Origin of the sequence: Streptomyces sp. Y1, from assembly GCF_041053115.1 — a bacterium.
Lineage (GTDB): Bacteria > Actinomycetota > Actinomycetes > Streptomycetales > Streptomycetaceae > Kitasatospora > Kitasatospora rubellomurina.
In genome coordinates, this window is the sequence record NZ_CP163445.1 from 2,198,480 (window position 1) to 2,217,295 (window position 18,816).

Genomic DNA, 18,816 nt, shown 5'->3' on the forward strand with positions numbered 1-18,816 from the left:
CATGCCGTGACAAAGATCTGCAAGCCATGCAATACAGGCCACATAATCATCATCAGGCCAAAATTCTACAGGTTTTGCCCGCCGCGCCATCGCCCTAATCTCAAGCATGGCAGCGTTCTTCAAGAACGAGCCTACATCCCAGTCATCCAAGCGCCTCACCAACTGCCCCAAACTTTCCAGTGGATAGAACCCTTAGCGGATGACCGAGGGGGTGCAGTGGCCAGTAGCACCCCCTCGGTCAATTCACTGCAGCCAGCCCAGCAATCACCCAACCCCTGGCCAGAGGTGAATGTAGATTGGTGTATCAAAAGTAATCCCAGGGTGATTTGGACTTGCTGCGCGACGGAGCAGCTCAGCCATTCTATGATTCCCCTCGATCATATAGTTGTCTTCAGCATGATACCGCAGGAGAGAGAATTCCCCACCAGTTGGCTGCGTTGTGCTCTTCAGAAGTTGCTCGTCTGACATCGAGCGCGCCATTCCAGCTTTTTGAGGATCCGATCGCCAGCTCCCGTGAGAATCGACATTATCGTGCCCGATTCCGCGCAGATCGCCGACTGTCGCATTCGGCTCATGGACGATATCGGCCGCCTTTGAGCCGCGTCCGAAAATTCGCGACAAGAACCCACCGCCGCCGGGGCAGTTATGCACCAGGACCGGCGTGGCCCCTGCGAGCACAAAGTACGTGTGGAGCTGCGCAACCGTGAGGTTGTGGGTGGTGACGGAATAGGGGTAGTTGCGGACGGAGTTGACGGTGCGGGTAGTGCCGTCCGGCTGGCGGAGGTGTTCGCCGGGGGTGAGTTCGCCGGCGTCGACCCACTGCTGGCGGGTGTCGCTCCAGTAGGGGTGGTGGTAGGTGGAGGTGATCTTCGCCTGGTCGGCGGCGGGCGGGCCGCGGGGGTTGGCGTCGTCGGTGAGGGTGAGGTCGGTGAAGTCCTTGTCGTCGGGGGTGGTGATGGTGGCGGTCACCGTCTCGGGGCGGGTTTCACCGGTCTGAGGATCGGTCGCCATCACGACGTCGCCGTCGTGCACCTCGCCGATGGCCTTGCTGGTGCCGTCCGCCATCAGGACCAGGGTCGTGGCCGGGAAGCTGTTGCATCCGACCGGAGTCTCAGGCTCACTGGCCGCCGCTCGGGCCCCGTCATCCGCCTTGGCGGCCTTGGGCTCCGTGCCTGCCGCGTCGGCTGCTGATTCCTTTGCCGCTTTTTGTTCTGCAGCCCTGGCCGCCGCCCTTTCGGCTTCGCGGGCCTCCCTTGCGGCCGTCTTTGCCGAGACCCAGGCGGCGGTGGCTTCGCGGGCGGCGCGTTCGCCGGCCCGGATGGCGTCGTAGGCCTTGTTGATCTTCTCGTAGATCTTGAGGGCTTCGACGCCCACCTTGATGGCCTTGAAGAGCTTGGTCCACGGGACCACGTTGAGGGCGGTGTTGATGCAGGCCATCACGTCGCCCTTGGTGAAGCAGTCGCGGGCGTCGTTGAAGCCGATCAGGTCGCCGACGAGGTCGACCGCCTCGTGCACGAGTTCGTCGCGCTTGTGCTTGTTCTCGTTGAGGGCCTTGTTCGCTGCGTCGACCTTGGCTTCCGCAGCCTGCTCATCCGCCGAGGGCGGCGGCATCGAGGCCAGGGTGCCGGGCGACCAGCTGGCTGGGCTGATGTAGGAGTAGCCGTGACCGTTGTCCCTCTCGGCCGCGAGGCCGTCACATTCTGCCGGGGTGTCACAGGTGGCCCTCAGGCCGTTGGCATCCGACTTGTTGATCGGGCTGTTGTTGGCGTACGCATACGCGTTCCACTGCTGAGGGTCAGCGGGATCGGTGATGGGGTCGGGGCTGATGAAGCGGCCCGTCTTGGGGTCGTACTCGCGGGCGCCGAGGAGGGTGAAGCCGGTGGTCTTCTCCTTGGTGCCGCCGACGAAGCCCTTGTCGCCGGCCCAGACGCCTACCGCGGGCTGGGCGCCGCGTTCGTTGCCGAACGGGTCGCTGGGGCGGCGGACGTGGTTCAGGTTGGTGGCGTCGAACTGGACGCCGTTGGTGCCGTGCGGGTCCGCTCCCTGGTAGGCGAGGCTCGACGTGCCGTTGATGGTGGTGCGGGTGATGGACAGCCCATCGGGGGCCCCGTAGCTGCGGACGTTGGTGACCGTGCCGGTCGCGGTGTCCAGGGTGAGCTGGTCGGCGCCGAGGTTGAGGGTGGTCTTGCCGGGGTCGCGGCGGATCAGCTGGTTGCCGGCGACGTCGTACAAATAGCTGGTCGCGCCGCTCTGTCCGGTGCCGGTGATCTTGTCGAGCTTGCCCTGGGCGTTCCAGGTCAGCGTCCTGGTGCCCGGAGTGTCGGTGATGGAGGTGGTGTTGCCCGTCGCGTCGTAGGTGTACGAGGTCACCGCGGTGCCGGCCGGGCCGGTCTGGGTGGACTTCGTCAGCGCGTGCGGGCCACCGGTGCCGCCGCCCGTCTTCGGGTCGGTGGACGGGGTGTTCGGGCCGGTGCCGAAGGACTGGGTGGTGGTGACGTCCTTGGTGGTGTCACCGTTGACGTCCTTCTGGACCAGCTTGGTGCGGTTGCCGATCAGGTCGTACTCGTACTGCTGCCAGTACGGGGCCGGTCCTCCGACACTCGGCTTGCCGTTCGTCACGGCCGGGCCGCCCGCGTTGGTGCAGGCACCGACTGCCGGGACGCCGGGCTGCGGCTTGGTGGTCTGGGTGCCGGTGTCGGTCCAGGCCTGGGTGAGCCGCCCGAGGTAGTCGTGGGTGAAGCACTGCAGGTCGGCGACCAGGCCGTCCTGCGCGTCGCGGGCCGAGGTGACCTGGCCCATCGGGTTGTAGGTGTAGTCGATCGAATCGACGTGGGCGAGGGGCGCGTTCTGCTTGTCGAGGATCGAGCGGGTGACGCGACCGGTCGCGTCGTCGATGGTCATCGTGGCGACGACCTGGGCGCCGGCACCGCCCACGGTGGTGCGGTAGGGCCGACCGTACGGGTCGTAGCGCACGTCGGCCACGAAGGTCGTCGCCGGCGCGAACCCGAAAGCGCTGGACAGGGCCCCGAACTGGCCCATGACGTCCGTGGCGAAGGTCAGTTTCTCCCGCCCCATGCCGGCCACGGCGGGCATGGTGGTGGTGACCAGGCGGCCACCGTCGTCGTAGGTGTTGTCGGTCTGGTAGACCCCGGCGAGCTTGCCCTCGACCGCCGGGATGGTGGTCTTGGCACCGGTCTCGCGGTAGCCGATGTCGTAGCCGGTGATCTCCGAGGTGTACGCCGCGCCGCTCGCGCCGCCGACGTAGCGGGTCGACGAGGTCGGCTTGCCGAGGACGAGCGAGTCGAAGGTCCAGGAAGCGATCTGCTTCGTGGGGTCGACGGCCGTTCCTTCGTACGCGGCCACCGTCCGACCGAACAGGTCGGTGACGCTGGTGGCGCTCTGTCCACGCGAGTCGGTGGCAGTGACGAGGTTCTTGCTGTCGTCGTAGCTGGTGGTGCCGGTGCCCGAGTCCGGGTCGGTGGACTTCACCGGGCGGCCCAGCAGGTCGTACTCGTAGGTCCAGGTGTTGCCCGCCGCGTCCTTGCGCCAGAGTTCCTTGCCCTCCGGCGAGTAGCCGTACGTCGTCTCGTCGTAGGCGCCGGTCGGGGTGTTGGTCTTGTACTGGCGCAGCGCGAGCGTCTTGCCGCGGGCGTCGGTGACGGTCGCGGAGGCGTAGCCGCCCGCAGGCGGGGTGACGCGGGTTTCGTCGGCGCCGACGTAGTCGGTGTGCGTCCGCCACTGCTCGACGCCGAAGGACTGGAAGATCGAGTCGGTGACCCGGCCTGCGCCGTCGAACTTCTGGACGGTCTGGGAGGGGATCTTGCTGTCCGGGTTCACTCCTCCGTTGGGCAGGAAGAGCTGGCCACTGGGCTGCGCCTGGTCGTTGTAGTAGGCGCTGCTGGTCTTGGTCTGCCAGCCGTGAGAGTCGAACAGCGCGTCGGTGATCATGCGGCCGGTGGCGCCCGAGGGGGTGCTGGCCTGGGTCTGGCGGATGCGGCCGAGGCCGTCGTAGATGGTGAAGCTGGAGGTGTAGGTGTTGCGGTCCGCGGTACCGCCCATCAGCGCCTGGGTCAGCACCTGGGACGGCGCGTTGCTGCCGTTGACCGCGTAGGAGAACTTGCGGTTCGGGCGGTCAGGGTGCGCGGCGCGGTCGTTGCCGGGGCTCCAGCCGGCGACGGCGCGGCCGAGGCCGTCGAAGTCCTGCTCGCTGATCCGGCCGTTCTCGTCCTTGATCTTGAGCGGCGAGCCGCGGCCCACGTCGAGCGTGCTGACCGTTTTCCAACCCATCGGATTGGTGTGGGTGACCTCGGTCGGCAGCTGGCCGGTGGCCGGTGAGTACGCGGTCTTCGTCTCGGCGCCGGCCGGGTGGGTGGCGTCGGTGCGGGTCGGGTCGACGGTGCTGGTGACGCGGCCGTAGGCGTCGAAAGTGGCCCGGGCGGTGGTGCGGTAGACCGGCTGTCCGGAGGCGTCGTAGCGCTCCAGGACGTCGGTGGAGGTCTGCTCGGCCGTATTGCCGGTCTGGCCGAGGGGCAGGCCGTCGAAGTACGCCCGGGTGTCGGCGACGGTGTTGTCCTTGGTCGCCGTCTGGCCGCAGGCGCCCTTGAGGACCAGGGTGCGCGAGGCCAGCTGTGTCGGGGTGCCGCCGGGGCCGGTGGCGTACTCGAAGGCCGTGCAGAGCAGTTGCTCGGGGTGGGCCAGGTCGCCGTTGTCGTAGACGGTGAGCGGGCGGGCGAACGGCGTGGCGTCGTAGCTGGTGGAGCGCTCGCGGGTCCGCCAGCCGTTGGCCAGCTTGTCGCGGTTGGTGACCTTGACGACGTTGACGGCCCGGGCGGTGATCGGCGGCATGCCGCCGGACTGGTTGCGGGTGGCGGTGACCGGGCCGAGCCACGGGTCGGAGACGGTGGTGGAGAGGACCTCGCCGTTCTCGCCGTTGTAGTTGGCGGAGTCGCGGATGAAGCCGGTCAGGACGGCCTCGTCCTTGATGGTGCCGCCGTGCACGTCGGCGACGGACACCTGGCGGGTGCTGCCATCGGCGAGGACGTCGCCGTCCATGCCGCGCAGGAAGGTGGCGACCGACTTGGTGCGCGGCGCCTCGACCTCGCTGCCGCTACCGGTGAGGGTGGTGACGGTCGCGTACCCGCGGAACTGGTCCCAGGTGCGGGCCTTGGGGTCGACCATCTCGGAGTCGTTGCGGTGCCAGGCGGCGCCGCCGCCGTAGACGTAGTTGGTGACGACGGCGGGCTGGCCGCCCGCGACCGAGTCCTGCTGGGTCACGGACTGGACGATGATCTTGTTGAACCAGTCATTGACCGGGTCCGGCGCGCTCTGCCCGGGGAAATACCACTTCACCGGCATGCAGGCCATCGTGTTGCCGTCCTCCGAGGACGGCATCGTCCCGCCGGCCTCGCGCGAGCACTCGGCGGGCCGGTAGACGACGTTGATCAGGCCACCGGTCTCGGTGGTGATCCGCTGGATGCGCGGGCGGTTGTACGGCTCGACCGAGGCCGTGCTGCCGTCCGGGCGGACGACCGGGCCCTTGACGCGGTTGGCGATCTGCAGCGGCTGGAACGAGACCGCCGGCAAGGTGATCGGGGTCTTGCCGTTGCTGCCGGTGCGCTGGACCGAGTCGAGCCACAGGGCCGGCGAGGTGCCGTCGCCCGGGTCCTGGAAGGACTGGTTGAGGGCGAAGGAGTCGACGCCGCGGTAGCCGCTGCCGGTCCAGACCTCGGTGTCGATCTTCGTGAGGCGCTTGGTGGTCCAGAACGTGGGCGAGTTGACGGCGCAGTCGCCGGTCGCGTCGCAGTTCTGGTCGATCGGGGTGTCCGGCCACGACTTGGCGTTGGCTTTGGTCCGCTGGGACGGGTCGCAGGTGATCGTGCCGTTCGGCAGGCAGCGCTCGGCGGTGCGGAACCACACCTGGGCGGCCGGGTTGGCCTTGCCCTTCGCGGCGATCTGGTCGGGCAGGCGCTGGCCGTAGCCCACCCAGACCGGGTAGGAGGCACGCTGGTACTGCGTCCGGGGGCCGGTGCCGTTGTTCTGGCCGCCGCCCTGGACGTAGTAGTTCTGCTCCTGCTCGTACCGGTAGCTGATCAGGTTCTGGTGCGGGTCGACGACGTAGTCGAGCGACCACTGCCAGCCCATCTGGGACCAGGAGTTGGTGGCCGGCGAGCCGTCCTTGAGGCACGGGTCCTGGCCGCCCGGCCAGTAGATCGGCACGGTGGAGACGGAGTTGCTGGCCTGGTCACTGCCGTCGCCGCCGGGCAGGTGGTTGGCGCCGAAGTAGTACTGGATGCCCTCGGCGGTGGTGATCCGCCAGGCCTCGCCGTTCCAGGCCCCGTTGTTCTGGCCGGTCAGCCGCTCGACCTTGGTGCCGTCCTCGCCCTGGAGGTGCCACTCGCAGGACTTGTCGTCCTTGACCAGCTGACCGGCGTGGCCGGCGAGCGAGAGCTGGAGCAGGTCGCCGCCCCAGCACTGGTCGCCCGAGCCCTGCACACCGGCGTCCTTGCAGCTCTTGTAGCCGCGCACGATGGAGCCCGGGTGCCACTCCCAGCCCTCGCCGATCCAGGACGGCTGGGCGTTGGTGGAGGCGGTCTTGCCGTCCACGGCGGAGGAGTCGTAGCCGAGCGAGACGCTGGGGGCCGGGCCGGCCAGCGCGGACGGCAGCTCGACGGTGTAGCCGTAGGTGAAGTTGCCCGCGTTGGCCCCGGCCTGCCAGGAGGCGGAGGGGGTGATCGGCGAGGCGGTGAAGTCACCGCCGCTGCCCTTGGCGCCCGCCTCGACCGCGAGTGCGACGGTGGAGGCCGCCGCCGGATTGGCGAGCGCCCCGGCCGCGAAGGACTTGGCCGTCCGCGACTGCGCGGCGGCCTGCGGTATCTCCACGTCGGCCACCAGTCGGCCGGTGGCGTCGTCGCGGCGGGTCGGCACGGGGGTGCGGGTGGTGCAGCCCGGTGCGCCCGGGTTGGTCACGGCGCAGCCGGGGAGTTGGACGATCCGGGCCCGGGAGGCCCAGTCGGCTCCGGCGTTCTTCGCCCAGGCCTGGATGTCGATCCCGACCTGGACCCGCCCGGCGGCTGCGCCCTCGCCGATGTCGGTGAGGGAGACCAGTGCGCCGTTCACGCCGGCGGCCTGCGCCCGGCCCTGGTCGGCGAGTTCGACCTGGAGGCTCGCCGGGCCGCCCTCGGCGGGGGCCGAAGTCGCCGTCCGGGCAGCCGACTTGCCGGCGGGCAGCGGCGCGACCCACACCGGCATCGTGCCGGCTTGGACGGGCTTCGCGGAGCCGCCGGCCGGCGCCGCGTCGCCGTTCGCGGGGGCGGCGTCCTGGCGGGCGGCGGCGCCCGCGCCGCCGAGAACGGCGGTCGCTCTGCCGGACGGTGGGCTGGAGTCGGCGGGTGGCGACCACTTCTTGCCGGGGTCGGGCGTGTGTCCTGCGGGCTTGCCGTCGGCGCCCTTGACCGGGTGCGGGTCAGGCACCGGCGTGTTCGGCGGCACCCAGACCTCGGGCGGATCCGTAGCCTTGGCGACCGCCTCGACCGAGGGGAGCGTCACCACGGACATGCAAACGGCCAGTACGGACGCCGCGGCCAGCCGAGAGCAGCGCGAAGGCGTGAAAAGGCGGAAGCGACGCGACAACGGATCCCCCCACGGATTGCCAGGTCTTCAGCCGGGCCGACCCCACGGCCCAACAACCCGGCACTTTATGAGCACACGACCTTCCCAAAGTATGAATTCATTAAAATCACCGTACGTGTTCAGCATCACACCGGGAGCAATGCATCACCACCCGTGACAACTCGGACACGCGTTCGCATTAATGCGTTGACGGTGTCGGATCCGTGAAGGCAGCGTGCGGCTGACCTCTGCTCACCTCTCGATCGATGACGGGTACTTCATGACGAGGCCGACACCTCCACTCCATCCACATCACGCTCGAACCAGGCGAGTTCGCCCCCTCGGGTCGGCTCTGCTGCCACTCGCCTGCACGGCCGTCCTCGCCCTGGGCGCCGGCCTGGTGACCGCTCCCGGCATCGCCGCGGCAGCCACCGGCGACGGCAACCACGGCCCCGCTGACACCTCCTGGCCCACGCCCCCGCCACCACCGGCCAAGAACCGGACCGACCCCCGGTCGGTCCAGGTCGACGCGATCCGCGCGGCGCAGGCGAAGGCGAAGAGCACGGGCAAGCCCGTCGTCGTCGACGCGCTCGCCACCGGCAGCAGCCAGACCACCGCCAACCCGAACGGCACGGTCAGCACCGACTCGACCCCCGTGGTGGAGCGGATCAAGAACGCGGACGGCAGCTGGCGCGCCGTGGACGCTACGCTCCGGGCCAACCCGGACGGCACGCTCGCGCCGACCGCCGTGCCGTCCGCGCTGACCTTCTCCGGCGGCGGCACCGGCCCGTTGGCCACCATGGCGACGGCGGACGGGAAGAAGCTGTCGCTCAAGGCCCCGTTCGCACTGCCCAAGCCCGAACTCAACGGCGACAGCGCGCTCTACCGGTCCGTCCTGCCCGACGTCGACCTGGAGCTGCGCGCCACCACCGCCGGCGGCTGGCGCCAGGTCCTGATCGTCCGCACGGCGCAGGCCGCGGCCGACCCGAGGATCAAGCAGCTGCACCTGGACACCGTCACGGACGGGCTGACCGTCAAGGCGGACGCCAACGGCAACCTGACGGCCGAGGACGCGGGCGGCAAGGCCCGCTTCAGTGCCCCGGCACCGGTCATGTGGGACTCCGCCATCGCGGTTCCCAAGGTTCAGAGCAAGGCCGCGGCGGCGCCCTCGGCGGACGACGGGCCGGCCCCGGACGGCTCCAGCAGCAAGGGACCCGGCACCGGCGCCCGCACCGCAGCGGTCGCCACCACCGTCAGCGGCACCGGCATCGACCTGGTGCCGGACACCTCCGCCCTCGGGCAGGGCACCGGCCCCTGGTACCTCGACCCGGGCTGGAACCCGAGCGTGGACAACGGCGCCCAGGCCTGGGCGCAGGTGCAGTCGGCCTACCCCAAAACCCCGGAGTACAACGGCACCCAGTACGGCCAGGACAAGCCGGCCGCGGGCTACTGCGGCTTCACCAGTGGTCCCAACCGCTGCGAGAAGCTGGGGAACGAACGGGCCTACTTCCAGATCGGCCTGAACTCCGCCTTCTGGGGCTCGGCGGTGCAGGGCGCCACGCTGTACGCCACCGTCGCGGCGTCGTCGAGCCCGACGACCAACACACCGGTGGGTCTGTACTCGACGAGTCCCATCGACACCTCGACGACGTGGAACAACCAGCCCTGCGGGAACGGGTCCTGCTCCAAGGTCACCACGACCTGGATGACGGGTACGGGCGGCATCGAGTTCAACGTCAAGGACCAGATGGCGCAGGCGGCCCGTGAACACTGGGGCGGGTGGACGATCATGTTCACGCCCGACGACGAGACCAACATGTACTACCACCAGCGGTTCGCCAACAATCCGCACGTCGTGGTCACCTACGACTTCGCGCCCTCCATCGGCTCCCCAGGCACCAGCCCGACTCCGGGGTTCGCCCGTGACGCGGCCTACAACCAGTGCCAGACGCCCGGGACCGCCAACCCCTGGGACAACCCGGGCTGGGTCGGACGCAACACCGACGTCAGCCTGGCCGTGGACACCTGGTCGCCCACCGGCGAGCAGCTGTGGACCACCTTCAAGATGTGGGACGACGACGACCACCAGTCCACGAAGTTCTTCGACACCGGCTGGGGCGCGAGCACGAGTCGCGCGACCATGAGCGCCGGTCAGCTGATCGACGGCCACCAGTACGGCTGGTTCGCCGTCACCTCCGACGGCACACTGGCCAGCCCGTACAGCCCGATGTGCTTCCTGCGCGTCGACCGCACCCCGCCGACCGCCCGGATCACCTCGACGGACTTCCCCGAGTCCGGCACGCTCGGCGGGCACCCGAAGCTGGTCGGCCAGGAGGGCGTCTTCACCCTGAGCGGCACCGATCCGGCCCCGGCCGGCGGCGGCCGTTCCTCCGGCCTGGCCTGCGCCCGCTGGACCACCGACCCCGTCCGGGCCGCATCCACGGGTTGGGGCTGCAACGACGGCGGCAACATCGTCAAGATGGACGGCAACGGCAGCTTCCAGCTGAAGTACACCCCCTGGCACTGGGGGACCAACTTCCTCTACCTGCAGACGCAGGACAACGCCGGCAACATGTCGCAGCCGGTCGTCTACACCTACTTCGTGCCCGGCAATCCGGCCATCGTCGACCCGGTCATGGGTGATGTCGACGGCGACCGGAAGGCCGACGTTCTCCTTCCGGACGGATCCGGCGCGCTGCGCCTGGTCGGAGCCGGTGCCGACCCGTACGCCGCGCCGAACGCCAAGCCGGCCTCGGCCCCGGGAACGACCGACTGGAGCACCGTTCAGACCACCCACCGGGGTTCGTTCAGCGACCGGAACGTGGACGACCTGATCGCGCACGTCCCCGGTGCCGCCGAGCTGTACCTGTACGCGAACGACGACATCGCCGCCCACCTGGACGGCCAGAGTGCGATGTCCCTGGGCAAGACCCGGGACTGCTACCTGCCGAACGGCACCCCGATCGTCTGCAAGGACTACGGAAACAACGACACATGGTCCGGGGTCACCCAGATCGCCGCCTTCGGATCACCCTCGGGCGACACTCCTGCCAGGAACGGCACTCTCGTCGGGCTGCCCCGTTCGTCTCTCCTCTTCGTCGAGGGCGGCCGGTTGTGGCTCGGCATGTCCTACAGTGCGAAGACCCTCGACGGTCCGGCCGTCCTGCTGTCGCAGAACCAGGCCTGGGCGTCCTACGACCTGATCACCCCCGGCCCGGCCAAGGGTGCCAACGTCCCGACCGTCTGGGCCCGTTCTCGGGCGGACGGGAGCATCCACGCCTACCAGCTGGCCGCGGGCAGCGCCGCGGGCACCTACGACGCCACCGGCTTCGCCGACCCCGCCACGGGCGCGCTGCGCACCAGCGTGGACCCCAAGCTGTACCCGAAGGTCGGCTCCAACGGTGACCTCACCGGTGACGGCGTCCCGGACCTGTGGGCCGTCGACACCGGCAACCAGCTGGTCGCCTGGGCCGGTGTCGGCACCAAGGCTCCCAACGTCAACGGCGGCCCGACCGTGACCGGCTTCGAGCAGTCCCCGGTCGTGCTGGGCAATCTCAACCGCCCGATCGGCAACTGGTTGGCCTCGCCGAACGGCGGCAACACCGTCCTGGACGGCCAGGGGAAGGCCAACGGCACGGCCACCGGCGTGAGCTGGGTGAGCGACACCGTGGACGGCCGGAGCACCACGGTCGCCGCGTTCAGCCCGGGCAGCGGCTCGAACATCACCACCCAGGGCCCGGTGGTCGACACCCGGAAGAGCTTCACGGTCTCGGCCTGGGCGAAGTCCGGCCAGGGCGGCGGGATCGTCGCCGGCCAGACCGCCAACCACGCGAGCGACTTCATGCTGTACAACGACGGCGCCGGCAACGCCTGGCGGTTCGCGATGAGTTACGGCGACACCGGTGGCTGGCCGTTCCAGTTCACGAACACGATCAGCGCGAGCGCGGGTGTCCGGGCCGGCGTCTGGACCCAGGTCACGGCCTCGTACAACAGCGACACCGGCCTGATGTCGCTGTACGTGGACGGGGTGCTCGCCGGCACGGGCTACCACCCGGCGAGCCAGGGTTCCCCGCCGTCCGGCCCGTTCGTGCTGGGTCGGTACAAGTCGGCCGACCAGCCCAGCCAGTCCTTCGACGGAAGCATCAGCACCGTCGCCGTCTACCCGTTCGCCATCGCGCCGGCCGCGCCGGGCAGTTCCTCGCCCGTCCGGTCCGCGCTCGACGCGAACGTCTGCTTCGACGACAACGGCGGCGGCACGGCGAACGGGACCGCCATCCAGGTCTGGGCCTGCAACGGCACCGATGCGCAGGCCGTCTCGCCGGTCGGCGACGGCAGCCTGCGCGTCAAGGGCGGGTGCATCTCCCCGGTGAACGCCGGCACGGTCAACGGCACGCAGTTGGAGTACCGCACCTGTGACGGCACCGCGGCGCAGCGGTGGCTTCCGTTGGCGAACGGCGCGCTGTACCACCCGGCCTCCGGGAGGTGCGTGGACCTGCCGTTCGCGCAGACGGCGAACGGGACCCGGCCGGCGCTGTGGGACTGCGCCTACGAGGCGAACCAGCGGTGGGACACGGCATCGCTGCGGACGGCCGTGGTGCCCGGGCCGCCGCGGGGGTGAGTGCGGCCGAGGGGCCCGCTCCGCCGGTTTCGGCGGGGCGGGCCCCTCGGGGTTTCCGGCGGTGGGCGGGGCGGGGCTGCGACCTGGGTGAACGGGGCGTCAATTCCGGCAAAGCGGGCATAGCCGTCGACGGCGTTGACACCGGGTCGGGTAGCTGGTGGGGTGGCGGCGATGTGGTCCAGGCCTGTCGAGGAGGCTCCTGTGCAAGCCCGAGTGTCCGTCGCGGCAGGGCGACGACTGCGGCAGCTGGAGCAGAGTGCCGCCCTGTGGGAGGTGCTGCACCATCCGGCCGCGCTGGCGGCCCGGCGGGCGACGGCGCGGACCTGCCGTCAGCTGGCGCCGAAGACCGCGGACCGGCTGATCGCCGACCTCAAGGGGACGGAACCGCTGCTGGCCTCCGTACGGGCCGAGCGGGCCGCGCGGGCGGGTGGGCGGCCGGCGCCCCGGGCGGTGCGGATCGCCGCGGGTGTCGCGGCGGCCGCCGTGGTCGGCGGGCTGCTGGCCGGGCCGGTGCCGGGTGCCGCGTACGCGGCCGCCCCCGCGCCGGACGCCGTGAGCACCGCGCCGCAGACCCCGCTCGGCAGCATGACCGACCCCCAGGTGTTCCCCCGGCCGCAGGAGCGGACCGTGGCGGGCAAGGCCGTCACCGTGCCCGCCGCCGTCACGCTGGTGATCGCCGACAAGGCCGACCGCGGCGCCGTGGACGCCGTGCGCGAGGTGCTGACCGTCGCCGGGGCCACCGACGTCGCCCCGCAGCCGGACGGCGGCACCCCGGCGGCCGGTTCGCTGGTGGTGTACGTCGGCGGGCCCGCCGAGGGCGCCGAGGGCGAGACCGACCGGACGCTGCGCGCGCTCGCCACCGCGGCCGGGGCCAAGGACGGCACCGCGCCGTCGACCATCGGGATGCCCGCCGGCGGCTACGTGCTGTCCGCCGGTCAGCTGCCCGCCCAGGGCGGCGGGACGTACGGCGCCGTCGTGCTCTCCGGCGTCGACGCCGCCGGCACCTTCTACGCCGCGCAGAGTTTGCGCCAGCTGCTCGCCGCCGTCCCCGCCGGACAGGGCCAGGGCCCCGGCGCGGCCGGGCTCGGCCTGCCCGGCATCACCCTGCGGGACTGGCCGACCGGCGCCTCCGTGCGCGGCACCGCCGAGGCCTTCTACGGCACCCCGTGGACCGCCCAGCAGCGGCTCGACCAGGTCGACTTCCTCGGCCGCAGCAAGCAGAACTTCTACCTCTACGCCCCCGGTGACGACCCGTACCGGCTCTCCCGCTGGCGCGACGCCTACCCCGCCGCCCAGCAGGACGAGCTGCGCGCGTTCGCCTCCCGGGCCCGGCGCAACCACGTCACCCTCGGCTACTCGATCGACCCCGGGCAGTCCTTCTGCTTCACCTCCGGCGAGGACGTGGACGCGCTGGTCGCCAAGCTGGACGGGCTGCGCAAGCTCGGCTTCACCGCCTTCCAGCTGCAGTTCCTCGACGTCAGCTACGACGAGTGGCACTGCGGCGACGACCGCGACGAGTACGGCACCGGGCCGGCCGCGGCCGCCAAGGCGCAGGCGCAGCTGGTCAAGAAGGTGCAGGACCGGCTGATCGCCAAGAACCCGGACCTGGCGCCGCTGTCCGTCGTGCCCACCGAGTACCACCAGCAGGGCGCCACCCCGTACCGCAAGGCGCTCGCCGACGCGCTGCCGGGCGGCGTGCAGGTGGCCTGGAGCGGCGTCGGGGTGATCCCGGAGAAGATCACCGGCGCGCAGGCCGCCGACACCGGCGCGCTGTACGGGCACCCGCTGGTCACCATGGACAACTACCCGGTCAACGACGCCAGTCCGGACCGGCTCTTCCTCGGCGCCTACACCGGCCGCGACCCCGAGCTGGCCACCCGCTCGGCGGTGCTGCTCACCGGCGCGATGCGCCAGCCGGTCGCCTCCCGGATAGCGCTCGCCACGGCCGGCGACTTCGCCTGGAACCCGACCGGCTACAAGCCCGCCGAGTCCTGGCAGGCCGCGGTGCGCTCGCTCGCCGGGCCGACCGCGGACGGCACCACCCCGGCCGGCTCGGCGCTGGACGCCGTCTCCGCGCTGGCCGGCAACAGCTCCTCCTCCCCGCTGGCCAAGCAGGAGTCCGGCTACCTGACGCCGCTGATGGACCAGTTCTGGGCCGCCGCCGAGCCCACCTCCGGCGCCTCCCCCGACCTCGCCAAGCTGATGGCCGCCGCCACGCCGCTGCGCACCGCCTTCGTCTCGATGGCCACCGCCCAGCAGACCCTGGCCGGCACCCAGGCCACGACCCAGCTGGCCGCCGAGGCCGGGCCGTGGCTCGTCCCGCTGCGCGACTACGGGCTGGCCGGGCAGGCCGCGCTGGACATGGTGGTCGCCCAGCACGGCGGCGACGGCGCGGCCGCCTGGAAGGCCCGGGTCCAGCTCAACCAGCTGCGCGAGAAGCTCGCCGCCAGCCCGGCGACCATCGGCGCGGGCGTGCTCGGCCCCTTCCTGGACCGGGCCGTGCGGGCCGCCGACAACTGGTCCGGCGTGGTGAGCGGCGGGGTCACCCCGACCTCCACCATGGGCACCGCGCAGGACCACCTGCCCGCGCTGATGACCGACGGCCGGGCCGACACCTTCTACTGGAGCTCCGCTCCCCCGCAGCCCGGCGACGCGGTCGGCGTCGACCTCGGCGCCGGCCGGCCGGTCAGCTCCGTCACCGTGCTGATGGGCGCCTGGGGCGACGGGCCGGACGCGCAGAACGCCGTCGACGACTACATCCGCGACGGCGTGCTGGAGTACAGCACCGGCGAGGGCGGCTGGAAGCAGCTCGCCGTGGTGAAGAACCAGAAGTCGGTCTCCGCCCAGCTGCCGGCCGGCACCGTCGTACGGGCGGTGCGGCTGCGCGCCACCGCCGCGCAGAAGACCGCCGTGGCGGTGCGCGAGTTCACCGTCACCGGGCCCGACGAGTCCCCCGCCAGCGTCACCGGCGGGCCCGCCGCGCTGCCCGGCTCCTCGGCCGCCGCCGTCCTCGACGGCAACCCGGACACCGCCTACCGCGCCGCCACGGCGCCCACCGCGCAGGACGAGCCGCTCACCGTCGAGCTCGGCTCCGCCCGTCCGCTGGACCGGCTCACCGTGCTCACCGACCCCGGCGTGCACGCCACCGCCACCGTCGCGGTGCGCCACCCGGACGGCAGCTGGACGGACATCGGCACCGTGCAGCCCGGCTACAACGAGCTGCCGGCCGGCGGCCAGCTCGCCGACGCGTTCCGGATGACCTGGAAGCCCGGCGGGGACCCGCCGGTGGTCAACCAGGTGATCCCCTGGTACGCGGACGCCCCGGCCGCCCGGCTCACCCTCGCCGACCCCGCCCTCGACGTGGTCACCGGCGCCGCCGCGCCCGCCCAGACCCGGGCCACCGTCGAGGCCGGCCGCCCCGAGGGCACCACCGGCGCGCTGAGCGCCGACGTGCCGGCCGCCGCCAAGGGCCTCACCGTGGCCCCGGCCGGCGGGGTCACCGTGCCGCGCGGCGGCCGAGTCGGCGTGCCGCTGCTGGTCAGTGCCGCCCCGGGCACGCCGTCCGGGACGTACCAGGTGCCGGTGACGTACACCGCCGGCTCGACCGTCCTGCGGCAGGTGCTGCAGGTGCACGTGGTGCCGCCGACCGGCGGCTCGGACCTCGCGCTCGGCGCCACGGCCACCTCCTCGGGCGACGAGACGCCGAACTTCCCGGCCTCGGCCGTCGCCGACGGGGACCCGAAGAGCCGCTGGTCCTCCCCGGCCAAGGACGACGCCTGGGTGCAGCTGGAGCTGCCGCAGGCGACCCGGCTCGGCGCGGCGGTGCTGCACTGGCAGGCCGCGTACGCCGCCTCGTACCGGATCCAGGTGTCCGCGGACGGCAGCACCTGGACGGACGCGGCGACGGTCGACAACGGCAAGGGCGGGGACGAGACGGTGCGCTTCGACGCGCCGGGCGTCCGGTTCGTGCGGATGCAGGGCGTGGCGCGGGCCACCAAGTACGGGTACTCGCTGTGGGGCATCGAGCTGTACGCCGTCCCGGCGCCGGGCCAGCCGCCGGCCACCCCGCCGGCGCAGCCCGGCCAGTCGGGCGGCGCGGTGGCGGTGCCGGGTGCGGGGGTCGTGCCTCCGGCGGGGGCGGGGAAGCAGTAGCCCGAAACAGCGGCGGGCCGCCGGCTCCCCGGTGCGGGGGGCGCGGCGGCCCATGAGGCGCGTACCGACGATGTGACGGGCGGGCCCTTGTGGTGCGGGGGTCAGGCGGAGAGCGGTTCGGGCTGCTCGCCGCGGCGGACGGGGGCGGGGTGGGCGCCGTGCGCCCGGCCGAGCGGGACGGTGTGGCCCGGCTGCTCGGTATGGTCGTGGTGCTCGTACTCGCCCCACTGCGGGGCGCGCAGCTGGTCGCCGCCGCCGTACGGTTCCAGGTAGGGGCGCCAGCGCGGGTCCTTGATGCCGGTGCCGATGATCCGCCAGGCGAGGCCGGACGGCGGTGCGGGTGGTCGTTTCATCCGCCAGCCGAGTTCGGTGAGGTGCCGGTCGGCCTTGGTGTGGTTGCAGCGGCGGCAGGCCGCCACCACGTTGTCCCACCGGTGCTGGCCGCCCCGGCTGCGCGGGATGACGTGGTCGACGCTGGTGGCGGCGGCCCCGCAGTAGACGCAGCGGCCGTGGTCGCGGGCGAACAGCGCCCGGCGGGTGAGCGGGACGGGCCCGCAGAACGGGACCCGGACGAAGCGGGTCAGTCGGACGACGGACGGCGCCGGAAGGGCGCTGGTGGCGCTGTGCAGAGTGACTTCCGAGTCCTCCAGGCTGACCGCCTTGTGGTTGAGGACCAGGATGAGTGCGCGGCGCATCGATACGACGCCGAGTGGCTCGTAGGACGCGTTGAGGACCAGGACATGCGGCACGGATGCCTCCTTGGACGCCTGCGGCGCGTGGCTCGCGCCGGGACGAGCGGTTGGATCGCGCAACGAGTGCGTGATCTCCCCCAGTGTCGCCTTACGCCTTCGTACGGCGCCACCACTCCTGTGTAACGGACCTGGGGTGAACTGCGAGTGTGGTCTCGGTCATATCCGGTATGCCCGGGGGAGGGTCGGGTTGCACCCGGGTGCCGGCGGGTGGGGCCCGGTGGCCCTCCCGGGGGACGGATCGGCCGGTCGGAGCAGTGCGGGCCGCCGGCGGCGCGGGGAGCGCACCGGGGCGTTGACGGGGCGTCCGGGGTGTCGCGCGCGCCTCGGGGCGTTCCCCGGCCGGTCCGGACCGGTGTTCGGCGCCGGATAGGCTAAGCGGCACGGTCCGCGGGCCGCTTGCGGCGGTGCGGGCCCGTCACGCCCCCTGCAAGGAAGGTCCGCACGTGTTCCGCTCCGGCGCCCTCGGCCCAGTCGACGCGTCCTCGACGCTCTCCACCCCGACGCCGGCTCCCAGCCCCACCGCACCTCAGGCGCCGAGCCTGGACCTGCGGATCCCGACCAGCGCGCAGGAGGTGTCGGACACCACCAAGCAGGCCGCCAGCTGGTTCGACTCGCACTGGCAGTCCTGGCTGGAGAGCGGTCTGCGGATCGTCTTCATCGTGGTGCTGGCGCTGGTGCTGCGGACCGTAGTGAGCAAGCTGATCACCCAGCTGATAGCGCGGATGGCGCGCAGTCACGAGAGCCACGAGGAGAGCCGGCTGGGCGGGCTGCTGGCCAACCACGGGGTGGTGAACCCGGAGCGGCGCCAGCAGCGCTCGGAGGCGATCGGCTCGGTGCTGCGCAGCGTGGCGTCCTTCTCCATCCTGGGCACGGCGGCGCTGATGGTCCTCTCCGCGCTGGGGGTGAACCTGGCGCCGCTGCTGGCGAGCGCCGGTGTGGCCGGTGTGGCGATCGGTTTCGGCGCCCGCAACCTGGTCACCGACTTCCTCTCCGGGGTCTTCATGATCATGGAGGACCAGTACGGCGTCGGCGACGAGATCGACACCGGGGTGGCCACCGGCACGGTGCTGGAGGTCGGGCTGCGGGTGACCAAGCTGCGCGGGACGAACGGCGAGATCTGGTACATCCGCAACGGCGAGGTGAAGCGGATCGCCAACATGAGCCAGGGCTGGTCGACCGCCTCGGTGGACGTCCAGGTCGGGTACAAGGAGGACCTGGTCAAGGTCGAGGCGCTGATCGAGTCGACCGCGGAGGACCTGGCCAAGGAGGCACCGTTCGACGAGCTGGTCTGGGCGCCGGTGTCGATCCTGGGCGTGGAGTCGGTCGCGGCGGACTCGGTGGTGGTGCGGGTGGAGGCCCGGACGGCGCCGGGCAAGGCGTCGCTGGTCTCCCGGGCGCTGCGGCAGCGGCTGAAGACGGCCTTCGACCGGTCCGGCATCAAGGTCAAGGAGGACACCGTGGCGGCCGCCGCGGCGGCGGGGGCGGCGGCCACCGGCGTGGTGATCGCCCCGGCGGCGGGCCCGGTGGGCGACGCGGCGCCGCCGTCCGCGCTGTCCGACCCGAACTCGCCGCGCTACCGGGCGGCCGAGCCGATCCCGGTGCCGAAGCCCGCGGACGACCTGGCGAAGCCGTAGCCCTCCGGCTCCAGCGATCCGCAAGGACGGGACAGAACAGCAACTGCGGTCC

Annotated in this window: 5 protein-coding genes; 3 read left to right on the plus strand and 2 right to left on the minus strand. The window is 71.8% G+C overall.

The window, feature by feature from the left end:
* Positions 1-264: 264 nt before the first annotated feature.
* Positions 265-7,545, minus strand: a complete 7,281-nt coding sequence (locus tag AB2U05_RS09210; RefSeq protein ID WP_369182975.1) for a polymorphic toxin-type HINT domain-containing protein — start codon at positions 7,543-7,545, stop codon at positions 265-267.
* Positions 7,546-8,008: 463 nt separating this feature from the next.
* Here AB2U05_RS09210 and AB2U05_RS09215 point away from each other — a divergent pair, with 463 nt between their 5' ends.
* A complete protein-coding gene (locus AB2U05_RS09215; RefSeq protein WP_369182976.1) occupies positions 8,009-12,226 on the plus strand; it encodes a LamG-like jellyroll fold domain-containing protein in 4,218 nt (1,405 codons plus the stop codon).
* Between the two features lie 201 nt (positions 12,227-12,427).
* A complete protein-coding gene (locus AB2U05_RS09220; RefSeq protein ID WP_369182977.1) occupies positions 12,428-16,378 on the plus strand; it encodes a beta-N-acetylglucosaminidase domain-containing protein in 3,951 nt (1,316 codons plus the stop codon).
* 101 nt (positions 16,379-16,479) lie between these two features.
* Here the strand turns inward: AB2U05_RS09220 and AB2U05_RS09225 are convergent, their stop codons facing one another.
* Positions 16,480-17,127: an HNH endonuclease gene (locus AB2U05_RS09225; protein WP_045692832.1), complete on the minus strand. Its 648-nt coding sequence runs from the start codon at positions 17,125-17,127 to the stop codon at positions 16,480-16,482.
* Between the two features lie 446 nt (positions 17,128-17,573).
* Between AB2U05_RS09225 and AB2U05_RS09230 the strand changes: the two genes are divergently transcribed.
* On the plus strand, positions 17,574-18,764 hold the full coding sequence (locus AB2U05_RS09230) for a mechanosensitive ion channel family protein (protein WP_052706410.1): 1,191 nt from the start codon (positions 17,574-17,576) through the stop codon (positions 18,762-18,764).
* The last annotated feature ends 52 nt before the right edge of the window (positions 18,765-18,816 follow it).